At 44.8% G+C, this 19,457-nt stretch carries 18 protein-coding genes; 13 read left to right on the plus strand and 5 right to left on the minus strand.

Annotation, left to right across the window (positions count from 1 at the left end):
* Positions 1-73 precede the first annotated feature (73 nt).
* Genes gatB through gatC form a run of 3 tightly spaced genes read right to left on the minus strand, consistent with a single transcriptional unit; the run spans position 74 to position 3,284 of the window.
* Positions 74-1,516, minus strand: a complete 1,443-nt coding sequence (gene gatB, locus D8805_RS04745) for an Asp-tRNA(Asn)/Glu-tRNA(Gln) amidotransferase subunit GatB (protein ID WP_125415739.1) — start codon at positions 1,514-1,516, stop codon at positions 74-76.
* Positions 1,516-2,982, minus strand: coding sequence for an Asp-tRNA(Asn)/Glu-tRNA(Gln) amidotransferase subunit GatA (gene gatA / locus D8805_RS04750; RefSeq protein ID WP_125415742.1), 1,467 nt, complete (start codon positions 2,980-2,982; stop codon positions 1,516-1,518). The genes gatB and gatA overlap by 1 nt, the downstream gene beginning before the upstream one ends.
* The gene (gene gatC / locus D8805_RS04755; protein ID WP_000705420.1) at positions 2,982-3,284 is read right to left on the minus strand and encodes an Asp-tRNA(Asn)/Glu-tRNA(Gln) amidotransferase subunit GatC; all 303 of its coding nucleotides are present in this window, start codon (positions 3,282-3,284) and stop codon (positions 2,982-2,984) included. Before gatC ends, gatA begins: the two co-directional genes overlap by 1 nt.
* Positions 3,285-3,450: 166 nt before the next feature.
* Between gatC and D8805_RS04760 the strand changes: the two genes are divergently transcribed.
* On the plus strand, positions 3,451-4,143 hold the full coding sequence (locus D8805_RS04760) for a YwaF family protein (protein WP_125415745.1): 693 nt from the start codon (positions 3,451-3,453) through the stop codon (positions 4,141-4,143).
* A 145-nt stretch (positions 4,144-4,288) separates the two neighbouring features.
* The gene (locus D8805_RS04765; protein WP_000155105.1) at positions 4,289-5,833 is read left to right on the plus strand and encodes a peptide chain release factor 3; all 1,545 of its coding nucleotides are present in this window, start codon (positions 4,289-4,291) and stop codon (positions 5,831-5,833) included.
* A gap of 199 nt (positions 5,834-6,032) precedes the next feature.
* On the opposite strand, the gene D8805_RS04770 is transcribed toward D8805_RS04765, so the two are convergent.
* Positions 6,033-6,986: an aromatic acid exporter family protein gene (locus D8805_RS04770; RefSeq protein ID WP_125415747.1), complete on the minus strand. Its 954-nt coding sequence runs from the start codon at positions 6,984-6,986 to the stop codon at positions 6,033-6,035.
* A gap of 67 nt (positions 6,987-7,053) precedes the next feature.
* Complete coding sequence (sstT, locus tag D8805_RS04775; RefSeq protein ID WP_125415750.1) at positions 7,054-8,259, minus strand: serine/threonine transporter SstT; 1,206 nt, start codon at positions 8,257-8,259, stop codon at positions 7,054-7,056.
* A gap of 148 nt (positions 8,260-8,407) precedes the next feature.
* Here sstT and D8805_RS04780 point away from each other — a divergent pair, with 148 nt between their 5' ends.
* From D8805_RS04780 to D8805_RS10380, 11 genes are all read left to right on the plus strand, one after another.
* Positions 8,408-8,968 carry a mechanosensitive ion channel family protein gene (locus tag D8805_RS04780; protein WP_084946949.1) on the plus strand — a complete coding sequence of 187 codons (561 nt, stop codon included), beginning with the start codon at positions 8,408-8,410 and terminating at the stop codon, positions 8,966-8,968.
* A gap of 57 nt (positions 8,969-9,025) precedes the next feature.
* Entirely contained in the window at positions 9,026-9,934 is a 909-nt protein-coding gene (locus tag D8805_RS04785; RefSeq protein ID WP_000899717.1) for a magnesium transporter CorA family protein, read from the plus strand.
* Positions 9,935-9,951: 17 nt separating this feature from the next.
* On the plus strand, positions 9,952-10,479 hold the full coding sequence (locus D8805_RS04790; protein ID WP_000963749.1) for a YqeG family HAD IIIA-type phosphatase: 528 nt from the start codon (positions 9,952-9,954) through the stop codon (positions 10,477-10,479).
* Positions 10,480-10,481: 2 nt separating this feature from the next.
* A complete protein-coding gene (gene yqeH / locus D8805_RS04795; RefSeq protein WP_125415752.1) occupies positions 10,482-11,588 on the plus strand; it encodes a ribosome biogenesis GTPase YqeH in 1,107 nt (368 codons plus the stop codon).
* Between the two features lie 213 nt (positions 11,589-11,801).
* On the plus strand, positions 11,802-12,113 hold the full coding sequence (yhbY, locus tag D8805_RS04800; RefSeq protein WP_000060171.1) for a ribosome assembly RNA-binding protein YhbY: 312 nt from the start codon (positions 11,802-11,804) through the stop codon (positions 12,111-12,113).
* A gap of 50 nt (positions 12,114-12,163) precedes the next feature.
* A complete protein-coding gene (locus D8805_RS04805; protein WP_125415755.1) occupies positions 12,164-12,793 on the plus strand; it encodes a nicotinate-nucleotide adenylyltransferase in 630 nt (209 codons plus the stop codon).
* Entirely contained in the window at positions 12,793-13,386 is a 594-nt protein-coding gene (gene yqeK / locus D8805_RS04810; RefSeq protein WP_125415758.1) for a bis(5'-nucleosyl)-tetraphosphatase (symmetrical) YqeK, read from the plus strand. Before D8805_RS04805 ends, yqeK begins: the two co-directional genes overlap by 1 nt.
* A complete protein-coding gene (rsfS, locus tag D8805_RS04815) occupies positions 13,387-13,740 on the plus strand; it encodes a ribosome silencing factor (protein WP_001003018.1) in 354 nt (117 codons plus the stop codon).
* Positions 13,741-14,059: 319 nt separating this feature from the next.
* Complete coding sequence (locus tag D8805_RS04820) at positions 14,060-14,800, plus strand: class I SAM-dependent DNA methyltransferase (protein ID WP_185774569.1); 741 nt, start codon at positions 14,060-14,062, stop codon at positions 14,798-14,800.
* 9 nt (positions 14,801-14,809) lie between these two features.
* Positions 14,810-15,913, plus strand: coding sequence for a nucleotidyltransferase (locus D8805_RS04825; RefSeq protein ID WP_125415763.1), 1,104 nt, complete (start codon positions 14,810-14,812; stop codon positions 15,911-15,913).
* Between the two features lie 636 nt (positions 15,914-16,549).
* A partial coding sequence (locus tag D8805_RS10380; RefSeq protein ID WP_185774570.1) for a KxYKxGKxW signal peptide domain-containing protein occupies positions 16,550-19,457 on the plus strand: 2,908 nt, incomplete at its 3' end.

Below are 19,457 nucleotides of genomic sequence, written 5' to 3' on the forward strand. Positions count from 1 at the left end.
GAAATAAAGCCAAAATAGTTATTGGGAGTTGGTAGAGAAGAAAAAACCAACCTTAGGGCTGGTTTTGTTCTGTCTAGTTTTCTTTCAACTTCGCCAATTCTTGTGCAAGTAGTTTAAGGGCAACTTGTGGGTTGGCCTGGCCTTTGGTTGCCTTCATAAGGAATCCTGTGAAGGCCTTGTCTGCGTTGCGTTTACCTGATTTGAAGTCGGCAACAGCTGCTTCGTTATCCGCAAAGACTTGGTGGATGATTGGAATCAGAACATCTGGATCAGAGATTTGCACCAAGCCCGCTTTTTCCACGTATTCACGCGCGCCACCGCCATTTTTAGCTAGGTGGACAAAGACTTTCTTGGCGATCTTAGAAGAGATAGTGCCGTCTTCGATGATGGCAATCATTTCTACCAAGTTTTCTGGTGTCAATTCGATTTGTTCTAGTGTTTTGCCTTCGGCGTTCAAGAACTGAGCGACTTCCCCTTGGAGCCAGTTAGAAACTTGTTTAGCATCGCCACCGAGGGCAACAGCTTTTTCAAAGAAGTCAGAAGTGACTTTGTTTGTCGTCAACTGGCTAGCATCGTAGTCAGACAAGCCGAGGTCAGAGACGTAGCGAGCACGGCGTTCTTTTGGAAACTCTGGCAACTCAGTTCGCATTTCTTCGATCCACTCATCTGAGATTTCAAAGAGTGGTAGGTCTGGTTCTGGGAAGTAGCGGTAGTCAGCAGCACCTTCCTTGACACGCATGAGGATGGTTGCTTTGTTGGCTTCATCGTAACGACGTGTTTCTTGGCGGATTTGGCCACCTGAGCGAAGGATTTCAGCCTGGCGTTGGACTTCGTATTCAAGCCCCTTGCGGACATTTGAGAAGGAGTTGAGGTTTTTCAACTCAGTCTTGGTACCGAATTTTTCTTGTCCATAAGGACGAAGGGAGATGTTGGCATCCACACGCATCGAACCTTCTTCCATCTTAACGTCAGAAATACCAGCGTACTGGATAACTTCCTTGAGGGCGGTAAGGTATGCATAGGCTTCTTCTGGCGAACGCATGTCCGCTTCAGATACAATCTCAATCAATGGCACCCCTTGACGGTTGAGGTCAACGTAGGAGTAGCCATCTGTACCGTGGGTGTTTTTACCAGCATCTTCTTCCAAGTGAGCGCGCTCGATACCGATTTTCTTGGTCGTACCGTCTTCTAGCTCCACTTCAATCCAACCGTTGTAGCCGATAGGTTCATCAAACTGAGAAATTTGGTAGGCTTTTGGATTATCAGGGTAGAAATAGTTCTTGCGGTCAAAGTGCATCTTCTTATGGATGTCCATGTTGAGGGCAAGAGCTGCCTTAATACCAGCATCGACGACACCTTTATTGAGAACTGGCAGAACACCTGGGAAAGACCAGTCAATCACGTTGGTGTTGGCATTTTGGTCGTTTCCAAAGTGGGCAGAAGTAGGTGAGAAGATTTTTGAATTGGTGTTGAGCTCTACGTGGACTTCAAGTCCGATGACTGTTTCAAAGTTCATTAGTTGTCACCTCCAAAAATCACGGGTTGTTGTTTGTGGTAGTCTGTTGTTGCTTCAAAGGCAGCAGCAGCTTGGTAAATGGTTTCCTCAGAGTACTTAGGACCAATCAATTGTAGACCGACTGGTAGACCTTGAGCAAATCCAGCAGGAATTGAAATTCCTGGGAGACCTGCCAAGTTGACTGGGATGGTCAAAAGGTCAGCCAAGTACATGGCAACTGGGTCGTGGTTGAGTGAGTCCAAGTCATAGGCAACGCTTGGAGCAGTTGGTCCCAAAATCAAGTCATAATCCGCAAAGACGTTTTCGAAATCTTGGATGATGAGGGTACGGACTTGACCAGCTTTTTTATAGTAGGCATCGTAGTAACCTGATGAAAGACTGAACGTACCTAGCATGATACGGCGTTTCACTTCTTCACCGAAACCTTGGCTACGGCTGTTTACATAGATTTCATCAAGGTTAGTCGCATCCTCTGCGCAGTAGCCGTAACGGATACCGTCAAAACGTTGCAAGTTTGAGGAAGCTTCTGATGAAGCGATGATGTAGTAAACTGCCACACCGTATTTGGAGTGAGGAAGGCTGACTTCTTCGACGATAGCACCAAGTCTTTCAAAGTGTTTGGCGGCGTTCAGGATAGTTTCCTTAACCTCTGGGTCAATCCCTTCACCAAGGTATTCCTTAGGCAAAGCAATTTTCATGCCCTTGATGTCTTGACCGATTTTTGAAGTAAAGTCAGCAATGCGGACAGGAGCAGAAGTAGAGTCTTTAGCATCTTCGCTAGCAATCGCATTGAGCAAGAGGGCATTTTCCTTAACGGTTGGTGCAAAAGGTCCAATCTGGTCTAATGAGCTACCGAAGGCAATGAGACCGAATCGAGAAACCGTTCCGTAGGTTGGTTTGAGACCAACGATCCCGTTGAAGGCAGCAGGTTGGCGGATGGAACCGCCAGTGTCAGAACCAAGTGACAAGCGGACTTGCCCAGAAGCTACGGCTGCCGCAGAACCACTTGATGAACCCCCAGGAACTTTGCTGTGGTCCCAAGCATTTTTAGTCGCACCGTAGTGAGAAGTCTCGCCTGAACCACCCATGGCAAATTCATCCATGTTGGTTTTTCCGACAACAATCATGCCCTTAGCTTTGGCATTGGCAACGGCTGTCGCATCAAAGATAGGCTCATAGTTGTAGAGCATTTTTGAGGCAGCGGTTGTGAGGATACCATCTGTAGAGATATTATCTTTAACAGCAAGCGGAATTCCTGAAAGGACATTATCAGCGTCAATTCCAGCTTCATCAATAGCTTTGGCTTGAGCAAGAGCTTGCTCCTCAGCAATTGTGACAAAAGCGTTGATAGCCATCTCGCGAGACTTGATATCTTCAAGCGTTGCTTGGGTCAATTCAGTTGCAGAAATTTCCTTAGAGACAAGGAGGTTGTGCAAGTCTTCAATCGTTTTGTTATTAAAAGTCATTAGGCATCTCCTCCATCGTCTAGGATAGCTGGTACCTTGATATAGTAGTTTTCTTTTTCAGGTACGTTTTTAAACAGGCGGTCACGGTCTGTTCCTTCTTCGGCCACATCAGGGCGGAGTACAGTCTTGCGGTCTGCCATGGTCGTAGTAGGTGCGACACCAGTTGTGTCGACTTCGCCCAGCAATTCAACCATATCAACAATCTTAGACAAGGTTGTCGCAAAGGCAGCAGTTTCTTCTTCAGAGAATCTTAATTTTGAAAGATTGGCAACGTGTGTTACCTCTTCTTGCGTAATTTTCATCTTGCATCCTTTCGTGAAATGATGATTTTTGGTCTGTTCTATTTTACCATATTTTCCTATAAATAAGCTAAGGCAAAGCGAAAAGAAATAGAAATTGAAAAATCGTTTTTAATTCGCTATAATGTTTAAACTAGAGAATAGAAAAAATAAGAGTTAGGATAGAAATATGTTCCATCAATTCATCACTAGAACTCAAACCGTTCCTCCTCCCATTTCGCTTTTTTGGTATGGGATCATGATGCTTTTCTTAGTGCTTTGTATTTATGGAGCACTTGCTTATCACAATAATCCGAAATTTGTTCGCTTATTTAAGGGGATTCAGATCCTCCAGTTACTAGCCCTATATAGCTGGTATGTTGGTTTTGAGATTCCATTTTCAAACAGTCTCCCTTTTTATCATTGCCGTTTAGCCATGTTTGCGGTAGTTTTCTTGCCAGATAAATGGCGGAGCAAGCAATATTTTGCCTTCTTAGGAGCAAGTGGAGCGGTATTTGCCTTGGTTTACCCCGTTTTTGACCCCTATGATTTCCCCCATATCACCAGTTTTTCATTTTTGATTGGGCACTATGCCCTTTTGGTCAATTCCTTGGTCTACTTGATGAATCACTACGACAAGAGCTTACTTAAGAAGTGTATGATCGTAGTCTATACTTTCGTTCTCAATCTCTTTCTAGTTGGGGTTAATCAGGTGACTGGTGGAAATTATGGCCTCTTAAGGGATACACCATTTATCTCAAATGCTCCTCTATGGATAAAGTACCTCCTTGTGTCAGTTATTCTTTCTCTAGCTTTGCTTCTCTTTGATATCTTGTTCAAGAAACGGTGGAAAAAGAGAAATCAGGTGAAATCTGTGCTCTAGCTTACCTTTTTCATCGGATGAGCAATTGAAAAACTCCCCAAAATCCGATATAATGGAGTGTTGAAAGGAATGGTAAAATCCAATGTAAAAATCATTCTTAGCTATATGAAACAACCAAAAATAGAGAATCAAAGAAAGAGAACTTATGACTATTCAAGAAGAAATCAAGAAACGCCGTACCTTTGCCATTATTTCCCACCCGGACGCCGGGAAAACAACCATCACTGAGCAGTTGCTCTACTTCGGGGGCGAGATTCGTGAGGCTGGTACCGTAAAAGGTAAGAAAACAGGGACTTTTGCCAAGTCTGACTGGATGGATATCGAGAAACAACGTGGGATTTCGGTCACTTCATCTGTTATGCAGTTTGACTACGACGGAAAACGCGTCAACATCCTAGACACACCAGGGCACGAGGACTTCTCAGAAGATACCTATCGGACCTTGATGGCGGTGGATGCTGCGGTCATGGTCGTGGACTCTGCCAAGGGTATCGAGGCCCAAACCAAGAAATTGTTTGAGGTTGTCAAACACCGTGGAATTCCCGTCTTTACCTTTATGAACAAGCTAGACCGTGATGGACGTGAGCCACTGGACCTCTTGCAAGAGCTAGAAGAAGTCCTAGGTATTGCCAGCTACCCGATGAACTGGCCAATCGGGATGGGGAAAGCCTTCGAAGGCTTGTATGACCTTTATAACCAACGTTTGGAACTCTATAAAGGGGATGAGCGTTTTGCCAGCCTGGAAGAAGGGGATAAGCTCTTTGGAAGCAATCCTTTCTACGCTCAGGTTAAGGACGACATTGAACTGTTGCAAGAAGCAGGAAATGAGTTTTCAGAGGAAGCCATTCTTGCTGGAGAATTGACGCCTGTCTTCTTCGGTTCAGCCCTGACTAACTTTGGGGTGCAGACCTTCCTTGAAACTTTCCTCAAGTTTGCTCCAGAACCTCATGGGCACAAGAAAACAGACGGGGAAATTGTGGATCCTTACGACAAGGATTTCTCAGGATTTGTCTTTAAAATCCAAGCTAACATGGACCCTCGTCACCGTGACCGTATTGCATTTGTGCGAATCGTATCAGGTGAATTTGAGCGTGGCATGAGTGTCAATCTGCCTCGTACTGGTAAGACTGCCAAACTATCGAATGTCACTCAGTTTATGGCGGAAAGTCGTGAGAATGTGACCAATGCCGTGGCAGGTGATATTATCGGGGTTTACGATACTGGTACTTATCAGGTTGGAGACACTTTGACGGTTGGAAAAAACAAGTTTGAATTTGAACCACTGCCAACCTTTACACCTGAGATTTTCATGAAAGTTTCTGCTAAGAACGTCATGAAGCAAAAATCCTTCCATAAGGGAATTGAGCAATTGGTGCAAGAAGGAGCCATTCAGCTTTATAAGAATTACCAAACAGGCGAATACATGCTAGGTGCTGTCGGACAACTCCAGTTTGAAGTCTTTAAGCACCGCATGGAAGGTGAGTATAACGCTGAAGTTGTCATGAGCCCAATGGGTAAAAAGACAGTTCGTTGGATCAAGCCTGAGGACTTGGATGAACGGATGTCATCAAGCCGAAATATCTTGGCCAAAGACCGCTTTGACCAACCAGTCTTCCTCTTTGAAAATGACTTTGCCCTCCGCTGGTTTGCGGATAAATATCCAGACGTAGAGTTGGAAGAGAAGATGTAAATCGTTACAAATGACTAGCAACATAAAGTTGCTGTCATTTGACGGTAACCGCTATGGCGGTCTACCTAAACGCTTCACTAGGAAAAATCCACGAATATTATCGATTCGTGGATTTTTTCATATAGTAAAGGTAATTGAAGTCAAAGGTAAATTAAAAAAACCAGAGAAATCATGTTACATGAATTCTTCTGAGGTTTTTCTAGTTTCCATATTTCTGATAAAAATCGACCTTGACCTGGATAAAGGTTTCGGCTTCGCGTAGTAGCTGCAGGAGGGTGGCACGGGTCTCAAACTCCTCACGTGTTTTAGGGAGACTCCGATGGCGGAAGACTTGCAGATAGCGTTCGATGTCATCAAGTAGGTCGTGAGCAGGGTTGGTCTGACTTAGCTGGGCAGCTATCTTTGAAAAGAGCTGTGCCAAGATCAAACTCTCACTTGCGGCTAGGTGACAAGTATTGACCTGTTGGGCCATATTTCGCAGGATACCACTTTGTCGCTGTCTCATCTCAAAGTAGTGGATGTGGTAGTCCGTCTGGTGAAAGAGGTGATCTGAGTGATCCAAATAGACTAGCTTGAGGGCTTCATCAAGGAGCTTATCTAATTCGTCAACGAGTTGGGCTTGATTGCGTCCGTCTCCCCTTGACAGATAGTATTTAAAGCGAAGCAGGATGTCTTTTAACTTTTCTTCAACCTGAAGGTGGTAGCTTTGGATGGCTTTCTCACGAGATGGCATATAAAGGTTGACCAACAGAGCAAAGCTTGTCCCGATGAGAAAGAGGAGTACTTCATTAAGCAAGAGCTCTGGGGAGGTAGACTCCTGTACCAAGAGATGACTGACCAAGACACTGCTAGGTGTGATGCCGATTTCCCAGCCCATTTTATAGGCTAAGGGCACGTAGAGAGCCAGATAGAGGCCGAGACTCCAAATGTGATAACCTGTCATTTGAAAGACTAGAACACCTATAGCCAGTGCTAGGAGCATGGAAAAGAGGCGGTTACGTGCTAATTTCAGCGTACTTCTGCGCGTGTCAGATAGGCTTAAGAGGGCGATAATTCCAGCTGAAACTGCTGACGATAAGTCTAAAAAATAAGCGAGAAAACAAGCGAGGCAGGTCGCTAAGATCAGTTTTGTCGTACGTTGGGTGATAGACATGAGAATTTCCTATAATACTAGAATAAGAGTATAAAAGACAAGACTTGGAAGACTTGTCTTAAAAAATCTATTTTTTACGTGCCGATGCGTACTCAGCTACTGCCGTAAAGAGGACGTCGGTAGAAGAGTTCAGGGCAGTTTCGCAGGAGTCTTGGATGACACCGATGACAAAACCAACTCCGACTACCTGCATAGCAACGTCATTTGAAATCCCAAAGAGACTACAAGCGACGGGGATGAGGAGAAGTGATCCACCAGCGATTCCAGAAGCTCCACAGGCAGAAATAGCAGCGACGACACTGAGCACAAAGGCTGTACCAAAGTCGACAGAGATTCCCAGAGTATTGACTGCAGCTAGAGTCAAAATGTTAATGGTTACAGCTGCGCCAGCCATGTTAATAGTGGAGCCAAGGGGAATAGAAACAGAGTAGGTATCTGGATTGAGTCCAAGATCTTGGCAGAGTTTCATGTTGACAGGGATATTAGCGGCAGAACTACGAGTAAAGAAAGCTGTAATTCCACTGACACGCAAACATTTAAAAACAAGGGGGTAAGGATTTTTTCTCATAAGGAGAAAGGCAATGAGGGGATTGATGACAAGGGCCACAAAAGCCATAGTTGCAATCAAGAGTCCTAGCAAAATTCCGTAGTTAGCAAGGCTGGTAATTCCTTTATCAGAGATGGTCTTGAAGACCAAGCCCATAATTCCGAAAGGAGCCAAATTGATAATCCATTCCACAATCTTGGAAGTTACTCCTGCCATGGTTTTGAGCAATTCCTTGCTGTTTTTGCTAGCTTCTCTCATAGCAAGTCCAAAGACAACAGCCCATGATAGAATTCCAATATAGTTGGCTTTGACGACGGCGTTGAGGGGATTGTCCACGAGATTCAGCAGGAGGTTGCTGAGAACTTGACCGATGCCGTCTGGTGGGGCAATCTCTGTGCTCGCACTGCTGAGAGTAATCTGGACTGGGAAGAGAAAACTAGCCAGTACAGCAATCAAGGCAGCTGCAAAGGTACCGAGTAGATAGAGAAAAATAACGGTCTTCATATTGGTATCTTGCCCTTTTTGATGTTGTGAGAGGGCATTTGCGACGAGGGTAAAGACCAAGACAGGAGCGATGGCTTTCAGACCCCCAACGAATAGGTCACCGAGAATGCCGAGCCCCGACAGACTAGGAAAAAGTAGCCCTAGAGAGGCTCCCAAAAGCATGCCGATTAGGATACGTTTGATGAGGCTGGCCTTGTTCCAGGCTCGAATGATTCTTTTCATAATAGTCTCCTTCAAAGTGTATTGTTTATGATTATAGTATAAATATGCCGTTGAGGCAAGTCTTTTTTTGAGTTTGGGGGAATATCGGAATATTTATGAGGGATTTGAACGGGATGATTTGTGGTATAATACTAAAAAGGAGTTTTGTATGCAAGAATTTTTTCAACGTTATCTTGATAAATTGGATGTAACAACTGTATTAGAGAATGTCTTGACCAAGGTGATCTCTCTTTTGATTCTCTTTCTGTTGTTTTATATAGCTAAAAAGATGCTTCATGCGACTGTCCGAAAGATTGTCAAGCCCTCGCTTAAATTTTCAAATCGGGATGCAGGCAGACAAAAGACCATTTCTCGTTTACTTGAGAATATTTTTAACTACACACTTTATTTCTTTTTGATTTACTGTATCTTGTCTATTTTGGGCTTGCCAGTTTCCAGCCTCCTTGCTGGGGCGGGGATTGCTGGGGTTGCCATTGGGATGGGGGCACAAGGCTTTCTATCCGATGTCATCAACGGCTTTTTCATCCTCTTTGAACGCCAGCTTGATGTGGGTGACGAAGTGGTCCTCACAAATGGTCCTATTACCGTATCTGGAAAGGTTGTTAGTGTAGGAATCCGTACGACCCAACTTCGCAGTGACGACCAAGCCCTTCATTTTGTTCCTAACCGAAATATCACTGTTGTTAGCAACTTCTCTCGTACAGAGTAGGTCTGCTATTTTGGCAGATTTGTGGTACAATAGAAAGAGTTTGGTAGAGGAGAGAGTATGCTATTTGTAGAGAAAAAACTAGGTCATGATTGTACCTGGATAGACCTTGATGTGGACAAGATTAAAAACATGGAAGATCTTTCTGACGTCTATGGATTGGACAAGGAAACCATCGAGTATGCTCTAGATAGAAATGAACGAGCCCACATGGATTATAACCGTGAAACGGGGACGGTAACCTTCATTTATAATGTTCTTGATTTAGAAAAAGACAAGGAATATTATGAAGCGATTCCGATGACCTTTATCGTTGAAAAACAACGGTTGATCACTATCAGCAATCACAAGAATACTTATGTGATTAAACGCATGGCGACCTATCTTGAAAGCCATGAAATTATTTCAATCTACAAATTTCTTTTTGCCAGTTTAGAGATTATTAGCAATGCTTATTATCCAGTGATTGAAGAGATGGATAAAAGTAAGGATGAAATCAGTGCACTTCTTCGTCAAAAAACAACTAAAAAAAATCTTTTTGCCCTCTCTGACTTGGAAACCGGTATGGTTTACTTGACAGCTGCTGCCAAACAAAATCGTCTCCTCTTGGAACATATCCAAGGGCATGCTCTTTATCGCAATCTTAATGAGGTAGAAAGAGAGCAGTTTGATGATGCTATGATTGAAGCGCATCAGTTGGTTTCGATGACAGACTTGATTTCTCAAGTTTTGCAACAACTCTCAGCCTCTTACAACAACATCCTAAATAATAATTTGAATGATAATTTGACAACTTTGACCATTATCTCAGTCTTGCTGGCTATCCTTGCGGTTATTACAGGGTTCTTCGGAATGAATGTTCCTTTACCGTTTACAGATGAACCAAATGCTTGGATTTATATTTTGATAGCTAGTCTCATTTTATGGGCAGTCTTAGCCCAATGTTTAAAGAAAATTGCTAGAAATTAAAAAGAAAAGGAGCCAGAATGGCGATTGAAAATTACATGCCAGATTTTGCTGTGGAAGCAGTTTATGATCTGACAGTCCCAAGCCTGCAAGCGCAGGGGATCAAGGCTGTTTTGGTCGATTTGGACAATACCCTCATTGCTTGGAACAACCCTGATGGAACGCCAGAGATGAAGCAATGGCTACATGACCTTCGTGACGCAGGTATTCGTGTCATCTTGGTCTCAAATAACACCAAAAAACGGGTCCAACGCGCAGTTGAGAAATTTGGAATTGATTACGTTTATTGGGCCTTGAAGCCCTTCACATTTGGGATTGACCGTGCCATGAAGGAATTCCACTACGAGAAAAATGAAGTGGTCATGGTCGGCGACCAACTCATGACGGATATTCGGGCCGCGCATCGTGCAGGCATTCGCTCAATCTTGGTCAAACCCTTGGTCCAACACGACTCTATTAAAACGCAGATTAACCGAGCTCGCGAGCGCCGTGTCATGCGCAAAATCACTGAAAAGTACGGACCGATTACATATAAAAAAGGAATTTAACTATGGAAGAAATTTTCTGTATTGGTTGTGGAGCAACCATTCAGACGACAGACAAGACTGGTCTTGGATTTACACCCCAGTCGGCACTTGAAAAAGGGTTGGAGACTGGTGAAGTTTATTGCCAACGCTGTTTCCGTCTCCGCCATTACAATGAAATCACGGATGTGCAGTTGACGGATGATGATTTCCTCAAACTCTTGCACGAGGTAGGAGACAGTGATGCCTTAGTGGTCAATGTCATAGATATTTTTGACTTTAATGGCTCTGTCATCCCAGGCTTACCGCGCTTTGTATCGGGCAATGATGTCCTCTTGGTCGGAAATAAGAAAGATATCCTGCCCAAATCAGTTAAACCGGGCAAGATTAGCCAGTGGCTCATGGAGCGTGCCCACGAAGAAGGACTTCGCCCTGTGGATGTCGTCCTGACTTCGGCTCAGAATAAGCATGCTATTAAGGAAGTCATTGACAAGATTGAACACTACCGTAAGGGCCGCGATGTCTACGTAGTTGGGGTAACCAACGTTGGAAAGTCAACTCTCATCAACGCTATTATCCAAGAAATCACAGGTGACCAGAATGTCATCACGACGTCACGCTTCCCAGGGACAACCTTGGACAAGATTGAGATCCCGCTTGACGACGGGTCTTATATCTACGATACGCCGGGGATTATCCACCGCCACCAGATGGCCCACTACTTGACGGCTAAAAACCTCAAGTATGTCAGCCCTAAAAAGGAAATCAAGCCCAAAACTTATCAGCTTAACCCTGAACAAACCCTGTTTCTAGGTGGTCTCGGACGCTTTGACTTTATATCAGGAGAAAAGCAAGGATTTACTGCTTTCTTTGACAATGAACTCAAACTCCACCGTACCAAGCTAGAAGGCGCTAGTGCCTTTTATGACAAGCACCTCGGAACTCTTCTCACACCACCAAATAGCAAGGAAAAAGAAGATTTTCCAAAACTAGTCCAACATGTATTTACCATCAAGGACAAGACTGACCTAGTCATCTCAGGACTCGGCTGGATTCGCGTAACAAGCAGCGCCAAAGTCGCCGTCTGGGCACCAGAAGGCGTCGCCGTCGTCACACGAAAAGCAATCATTTAAAATAAAATCGCTGAGCGAACAAAGTGAGCTCATACAGAGATAGTTATTGCCGTGGTGTGATTGTCAATCGTTAGATTGGCAAGGGGAACAATTGAGACCAAGGCTCAATTGTGAGGTCAGGAAATCCATTTTTCAAAGATGAGATCTTTGGAAAATTAGTTCCGACCGTCCCTCACCACCTAAAATAACTATCAAAAAATAAGGAAGAAAATTATGTCATTAACATCAAAACAACGTGCCTTCCTCAACAGCCAGGCACACACCCTCAAACCCATCATTCAAATCGGGAAAAATGGTCTCAACGACCAAATCAAAACCAGCGTCCGTCAAGCTCTTGACGCCCGCGAATTGATTAAGGTTACACTCTTGCAAAACACAGATGAAAACATCCACGAAGTAGCTGAAATCTTGGAAGAAGAAATCGGTGTGGATACAGTCCAAAAAATCGGACGCATCTTGATTTTGTATAAACAATCTAGCAAGAAAGAAAATCGCAAGATTTCCAAGAAAGTCAAAGAAATCTAAAACTTACTCCAAAAAACTGTTTTTACAGAGAATTAAAGGAAGACGAGCCTATGGCAATCGAATTATTGACTCCCTTTACCAAGGTAGAGTTGGAGCCAGAAATCAAGGAGAAAAAACGCAAACAAGTCGGGATTCTAGGAGGGAATTTTAATCCCGTTCACAATGCCCATCTTGTTGTGGCGGACCAAGTACGACAACAGTTAGGACTGGACCAAGTCCTGCTCATGCCTGAATACCAACCTCCTCACGTAGATAAAAAGGAAACCATCCCCGAGCACCATCGGCTCAAGATGCTTGAATTGGCAATAGAGGGGATTGAAGGTCTGGACATTGAAACCATCGAGCTAGAGCGCAAGGGCATTTCCTACACCTACGACACCATGAAGATTTTGACACAGAAACACCCAGACACGGATTATTACTTCATTATCGGGGCTGATATGGTGGACTATCTGCCTAAGTGGTACCGAATTGATGAGCTGGTCGACATGGTTCAGTTTGTTGGAGTTCAGCGCCCGCGCTACAAGGCAGGGACTTCCTATCCAGTTATCTGGGTGGATGTGCCTCTCATGGACATCTCATCCAGTATGGTGCGTAACTTCATTGCCCAAGGTCGGAAACCTAACTTTCTCCTACCTCAGCCAGTGCTAGACTACATCGAGAAGGAGGGGCTTTACTGATGGCATACCAAGACTATATCAACTGTTCCCGAGAGGCTTTGTTGGAAAGAATGGCAGAGCTTCTGCCTGAAAAACGTTTAACCCATTGTTTGGGTGTAGAGCGTGCAGCCATAGAGCTTGCGAAGCGATTCGGAGTCAATGGCGAGAAAGCGGGTCTAGCAGGCCTTCTTCATGACTATGCTAAAAAGTTGTCAGATCAGGAATTTCTAGACCTGATTGACCGTTATCAGCTAGACCCTGACCTTAAAAACTGGGGCAATAATGTCTGGCATGGCATGGTCGGTATCTACAAGATTCAGGAAGATTTGGATTTGCATGATTCTGAAATCCTGCGGGCCATTGAAATCCATACAGTCGGTGCTGGTCAGATGACCGATCTAGATAAAGTAATCTATGTCGCAGACTATATCGAGCACAACCGAGCCTTTCCAGGGGTGGACGAGGCACGTGAAATTGCGGAGCTATCGCTCAATAAGGCAGTGGCCTACGAAACAGCTCGTACCGTGGAGCATTTAGCTCATCAGGGATTCCCCATCTATCCCCAAACCCTTGAAACCTATAACGCCTTTGTGCACTATTTGAAAGAGGACTAAATGAACGAAAAAGAATTACTAGAACTAGTCGTGAAAGCGGCTGATGAGAAACGCGCGGAGGATATCCTCGCACTTGATGTACAAGATTTGACCAGCGTGACGGACTACTTTGTTATCACGAGCTCGATGAATAGCCGTCAGTTGGACGCTATCGCTGACAATATCCGTGAAAAAGTAGCTCAAGCAGGCTTTAAGGGCAGCCATGTCGAAGGCGATGCAGCTGGAGGCTGGGTTTTGTTGGACCTCGGCGGTGTCGTTGTGCATATCTTCTCAGAAGAAATGCGTGCCCACTATAACCTAGAAAAACTATGGCATGAGGCGGATTCTGTAGACATTTCGGAAGCCTTGGCATAGGAGATGAACTCAGTTGTAGTCAACTGGGTTTATTTGCTTATTTTAGAAAATTGATGGAAAGGTGAGGGCGTCGTGTTTTTGTTCATCTCGAAACTGAACACGAGCTAAAAGGTGAGATAAAAAGTAACTTTCTTGGTATCTGACGATACAGCAGAAAGTTTCCTATTTTCTCCTTGCTTCTAACGTTCTTTGTATCTTAGAAAGGATTTGAACCCGTCCTGTAATCGTCGGAAAATAGATAGCTTAGTCTTGGATCAGGATCCTAAGGTCCAAGCTCCTAATTTTCATTCCGATTACGGGCGGACTTGGTATCATGAATATGGCAACTTACGAAACCTTTGCGGCTGTTTACGATGCTGTGATGGATGATAGTTTATACGATAAATGGACAGATTTTTCTCTACGTCATTTGCCTAAGACCAAGGAGAGAAAGAAGCTTTTGGAATTGGCTTGTGGGACAGGCATCCAGTCTGTTCGCTTTTCTCAGGCTGGCTTTGATGTGACTGGACTTGACTTGAGCGCGGATATGCTGAAGATTGCTGAAAAGAGAGCGACTTCGGCCAAGCAAAAGATTGATTTTATTGAAGGTAATATGCTGGATTTGTCCAAGGCAGGTAAGTACGACTTTGTTACGTGTTACTCTGACTCTATCTGCTACATGCAGGATGAGGTAGAGGTAGGAGACGTCTTTAAGGAAGTGTATAATGCCCTCAATGAAGACGGAGTATTCATCTTTGATGTGCATTCGACCTACCAGACGGATGAAGTTTTTCCAGGCTATTCCTACCATGAAAATGCGGAAGATTTTGCCATGCTTTGGGACACCTATGAGGACGAAGCTCCTCACTCCATCGTGCATGAGTTGACTTTCTTTGTCAAGGAGGCTGACGGTTCCTTTAGTCGCCACGATGAAGTGCATGAGGAGCGAACCTATGAGGTCCTGACCTATGATATTTTGCTGGAACAGGCTGGTTTCAAGTTCTTCAAACTCTATGCGGACTTTGAGGACAAGGAGCCGACAGAAACCACTACCCGTTGGTTTTTTGTCGCGCAGAAGTAGGAGAACATCATGGCCATCACAGGTATTATCGCGGAATTCAATCCTTTTCATAATGGGCATAAATATCTGCTGGAGCAGGCAGAGGGACTGAAAATCGTTGCCATGTCTGGGAATTTCATGCAGCGTGGAGAGCCTGCTATCGTGGACAAGTGGACACGGGCTCAGATGGCGCTGGAAAATGGAGCAGATTTGGTAGTGGAATTGCCCTTTTTAGTCAGTGTTCAGGCAGCAGATTTCTTCGGTCAAGGAGCTGTGGATATCTTGGCTCGCTTGGGCATTGATACCCTCGCTTTCGGGACAGAGGAAGTTCTGGATTACCAGAAAATTGCTGACCTATACACGGAGCAAGGTACCGAGATGGAGGAATTTGTGGAAAATCTGCCTGATGCCCTCTCTTATCCTCAGAAAACCCAAGCCATGTGGAAGGAATTTGCAGGTCTTGATTTTTCAGGCAATACCCCCAATCATGTCCTTGCTCTGGCCTATGCCAAGGCGGTTGCGGGACGTAAAATCAAACTGCATCCAATTCAACGTCAGGGGGCTGGCTATCACTCTGTGGACAAGAATGTGGAATTTGCCTCGGCAACAGCTCTCCGTCAGCATCAATCAGACCAAGATTTCTTAGAACGCTGTATGCCTTCTGTTGACCTCTTTGAGCAAGCCAGTAAGGTGAGCTGGGATGACTTTTTTCCCTTGCTCCGCTATCAAATCTTGTCAAATCCAGACCTGACGACCATCTATCAGGTCAATCAAGAAATGGCAGTGCGTATCAAGGATGCCATCAAGATAGCCCAGTCTGTGGAGGAATTGGTCGAGGCAGTTGCCACTAAACGTTACACAAAAGCGCGTGTCAGACGCCTATTGACTTATATCTTGGTGCAAGCTAGAGAAAGTGACTTGCCAGAAGGTATCCATGTCCTTGGCTTTACCGAAAAAGGCAGACAACATCTCAAGTCACTGAAAGAGCAGGTCCATCTAGTCAGTCGAATTGGCAAAGAACCTTGGGATACAATGACCCAAAAAGCAGACCAGATCTACAAACTAGGACAGCCAAGTATAGCAGAGCAGAATTTCGGCAGAGTGCCGATTAGAATGGAAATAAGTGGAAACTGAAGTGGGTGACATATAACGAAGCATAGAGGGAATCAGATTGATTCTCTCTTTTGTCATGTTTAAAGCTATGAAAATTCTGGTTTTGACATTGCCAAAGTTCTAACAATCAAAAGCATTTCGTTTAATGACTATGATAAGGTTGATAGTGGCTTCCCGTTTTGTATGAGAACAGGGTGTTCCAAAGCGTTAATAATCTTGTCCTCATCTGTATCTTTCGAAAACGTCTGAAAAACGATTAAAAGTATGGGATTTACAAAAGAAATGATCTCTTCTAATGATGGTTTGGTCATTTTTTATTGGAAGTATTAATGGGCTTGATTTCGAAAATCGTAAGAGAATTTCAATAGTTTGAACTCTAAAAGCGAATTTTTAATAAAAATTAAGTGTTTTCATTTGTCATTTCGCATATAATTACTTGAAAAGGGCAATCCGTTTTGATAAAATGATAAGTGGTGTATACTAGATAAGAACGACTGGTATATCCCAGATGGGATCTGCTTTTTCTGAGTCAAAGGGATAAAAACTGAAACTGACTGCGGTTTTATTATTTTGGTTTTGAGAGGGCAGCGCAACTACGCTTTGTTAATGGTCATGAGGTTAACAAAGGGTCGCAATTGGATAAAAGAAAGGAAACAAATGTTTCGAAGTAAAAAATTTAACAAAGATTTCGAGATCGTAGATGAGAAAAAGCGTTATAAGCTTTACAAGTCGGGGAAAAACTGGGTAAAAGCCTCGAACTCTCAATTGGATCTCTTCCGTATCGGGGGGATGGGCGAAGTTGTCTCTAGTACCCTGTCAGACACTGAAGAACTTGATCACGCACACCTTAGTTTTAACACGCTAGCGGGTATAGGGGGAATCCTGGCCGCGGGAGCTGCAGGATTTGTGATGACTCAAGAGCAAACTGTATACGCAGATGAAACGTCTGACTATACAGAAAAGGATAAAACAGTCATCGCAGCTGAACCAAAAGCAGCTGAAACAACTGAAACAAGTACGAACTCAATCATCGCTCAAGCGCAAGCAGAAGTAAAGAAAGCTCAAGCAGAACAAGCATCTGCAACAGCTTCTGTATCAGTCAGTCAATCTGTTGAGGCTCAAGCGAGTGCGAGTCAGTCAGCTTCAGTCAGTCAATCTGCCTCAGCAAGTCAGTCAGTCTTAGCGAGTCAGTCAGCATCTGCAAGTGCTTCAACATCAGCAGGCCAGTCAACTGCTCCAGCATCTGAGTCAGCGAGTCAATCAACATCAGCTCCTGTATCAGCTTCAGCAAGTGCCAAAGCATCTGCATCAGTAAGCTCTACACCATCAGCGTCAGCAAGCGCTCCAGCACCTGCCTCTGTAGTTGAGAGTACATCAGCTGTTAGCGAACCATCAGCTCAGGCTTCTGTGTCTACCTCAACTTCTGCATCGCTCAACCTTAAGGTCAACCCTGCAGCAAGTCTTGTATCAGGTAGTGCTAACCAAAGTTTGGCAAGCGCAGCTCTTAGCGCTAGTCAAGCAACAACGACCAGCAACAATATCGCAGCTGGTGTTGTAGCGGATAAGAACCAAGCCCAAGGTAAGGATACAACCAAGCAAGCTGAGAAGGATCAAGTGGCAGACAAGCAAGTAACAACTGCACCAAAAACTGGTTACTCTGGTTTCCGTTCTGGAGGTATTCCAGGTATTATTGACTCTGAAGCTGGTGTATTTCTTACCGATACACCAAATGGTCAATATGCCAAGAGATATCCAATTCCTGATCAAACAGCTTATAAACCAATGCCTGAGACACATGTTTATTTCCATAATGGACAAAACAAGCACTTTAATGGTACTTGGAAGCAGGAGCATATTGCTAGAGATGCCCTCTATATTTCTGAGACAGACACTAATCGTTTGAAACAACTTGGTCTTAACTATCGATTGGATGTTGTGCAAGTACGGAGTCAACAAGGTCAGATTGGATATTTACCACGTTTGACTATGTGGGGTTATCCAACGCCTGTCAAAGGGAACTTGGTATTGTTCAATGTACGAGTTAGTGGCGCAGGTGGTCAAGGAGTGGTCAATCAAGCTACAATAAGCTTCAATGTTACTCGTAGCCCTCGATATGAGAGTGAATCTACATCTGCAAGTCAATCAACGTCAGCATCAACAAGTACACAGTCAGCTTCAGATTCAATGAGTTTGAGTGCGAGTGACTCTGCGTCAATTAGTGCGAGTCAAAGTGCTTCAGCATCTGTATCTGCAAGTATTAGTGCATCAACGTCAGCAATTGCGAGCCAAAGTGCCTCAGCCAGTGCGAGCGTGAGCAGTAGCGTATCTGCTTCTGTATCAGGAAGCCAAAGTGCGAGTGCATCACTCAGCGCAAGTCGCTCAGCTTCAGCAAGTGCAAGTTCAAGCCGTTCAGCCTCAGCGAGCGTAAGCTCAAGTCGTTCGGCAAGTGCTTCAGCCAGTGCATCACTCAGCGCAAGTCGCTCAGCTTCAGCGAGCGTAAGTTCAAGCCGTTCGGCCAGTGCATCGCTTAGCGCAAGTCGCTCAGCCTCAGCGAGCGTAAGCTCAAGCCGTTCAGCGAGTGCATCGCTTAGTGCAAGTCGCTCAGCTTCAGCAAGTGTAAGCTCAAGCCGTTCAGCGAGTGCATCAGCGAGTGCCTCACTTAGCGCAAGTCGCTCAGCTTCAGCGAGCGTAAGTTCAAGCCGTTCGGCCAGTGCATCGCTTAGTGCAAGTCGCTCAGCTTCAGCATCAGTAAGCTCAAGTCAATCAGCTTCAGCGTCTGTAAGTGCAAGCCAATCAGCTTCAGCTTCTGTAAGCTCAAGTCAATCAGCTAGCGCATCAGTATCTGCAAGCCAAAGCGCTTCAGCATCAGTATCTGCAAGTCAATCAGCTAGCGCATCAGTATCTGCAAGCCAAAGCGCTTCAGCGTCTGTAAGTGCAAGCCAATCAACTAGCGCATCAGTAAGCTCAAGTCAATCAGCTTCAGCGTCTGTAAGTGCAAGCCAATCAGCTAGCGCATCAGTAAGCTCAAGCCAAAGCGCTTCAGCATCAGTATCAGCTAGCCAATCAGCTTCAGCTTCTGTAAGCTCAAGTCAATCAGCTAGCGCATCAGTAAGCTCAAGCCAAAGCGCTTCAGCATCAGTATCAGCAAGCATCAGTGCAAGCCAATCAGCATCAAGCTCAGCAAATGCTAGCCAAAGTGCTTCAGCAAGTGCAAGCGACTCTGCGTCTGTATCAGCTAGCCAATCAGCAAGCGCATCTGTAAGTGCAAGTCAAAGTGCTTCAGCATCAGTAAGCGCCAGCCAAAGTGCCTCAGCTTCAGCATCTAACAACCAGAACTCAGCTTCTATCTCAGCAAGCGCGAGCCACTCTGCGTCAGTAAGTGCAAGCCAAAGCGCTTCAGCATCAGTATCTGCAAGTCAAAGTACTTCAGCATCAGTATCTGCAAGCCAAAGTGCCTCAGCTTCAGCATCTAACAACCAGAACTCAGCTTCTATCTCAGCAAGCGCGAGCCACTCTGCGTCAGTATCAGCAAGCCAAAGTGCTTCAGCATCAGTAAGTGCTAGTC

The organism is Streptococcus oralis subsp. dentisani, assembly GCF_003944205.1.
Lineage (GTDB): Bacteria > Bacillota > Bacilli > Lactobacillales > Streptococcaceae > Streptococcus > Streptococcus oralis_BH.